A 921-nucleotide genomic window follows, 5' to 3' on the forward strand; every position below is an offset into this window, starting at 1 on the left:
TTAACCATCATCTTGGCCAAGGTGGTCTTTCCTGACCCTGAAATCCCCACAAAAGCCACCTTAGACCCTTGCGGAATGGTCAAATTGATATCCGACAAGACGTCACGACCATAGCCATACTTGTAGTGAACCTGTTTAAAGGTCATATCCCCTTTCATCATGCTCAAATCTTCTACCGTTTTCTTCTCCTCAAACTCCGAAGCTACTAGATAAACCTCATTTAAGCGATTATTGGCAACCTGCGCTGTCTGAAGTTTGGTTTGTAGGTTAATGATATTTTCCAAAGGATTGGTAAAGTAAACAAGCAGGGTGTTATAAGTAATCAGCTGACCCAAACTCATTTTCCCATCCATGACCAGAATAGCTCCCAGCCAGAGAACAGCAACATTGAGCAGGAGCTGGGCAACTTTTTTCAGTGCCTTTTGCTGGCTTTCTGCCCGACTGTAGGTAAAGGATTTTTTCAGATAAGCCACAAATTCCTTATCAATCTTTTGATAGCGTGAACTTTCACTGGTCAAAGACTTAATGGTCTCAATACCGTTGATGTCCTCGATGATAGAAGAAGACAGAACCGCATTAGCTTCCATGGTATCCCGATTCATCTTTTCAAAAGGCTTCATAAAGGCAAAGATAATCACTGTATAGATGGGAAGCGCAAGCAGACTAATGAAAAAGAGTGTCATATTTTGTGAAAACAAGACCAGCGAGATAATCAAAATCGTCGACACATCTAGGAAAATCGACAGAATGGTCGACGCCAGCGCATCGATGATACTGTTGGCATCTGTAAAACGAGAAACGATTTCTCCTGTCCTGCGTGTCGCGAAAAAGGACATCGGCAGATGAAAAACATGCTTGATGTAGGACAAAATCACATCAATGGACAACCGTTGACCCAGAACAAGTAAGAGGTATTCCTGC

1 pseudogene is annotated in these 921 nt (G+C 42.6%); it reads right to left on the bottom strand.

Annotated elements, in window-relative coordinates:
* A pseudogene (comA, locus tag GMD1S_RS08230) lies at window positions 1-921 on the bottom strand (peptide cleavage/export ABC transporter ComA); the annotation flags it as partial.

The organism is Streptococcus sp. GMD1S (assembly GCF_000296875.1).
Lineage (GTDB): Bacteria > Bacillota > Bacilli > Lactobacillales > Streptococcaceae > Streptococcus.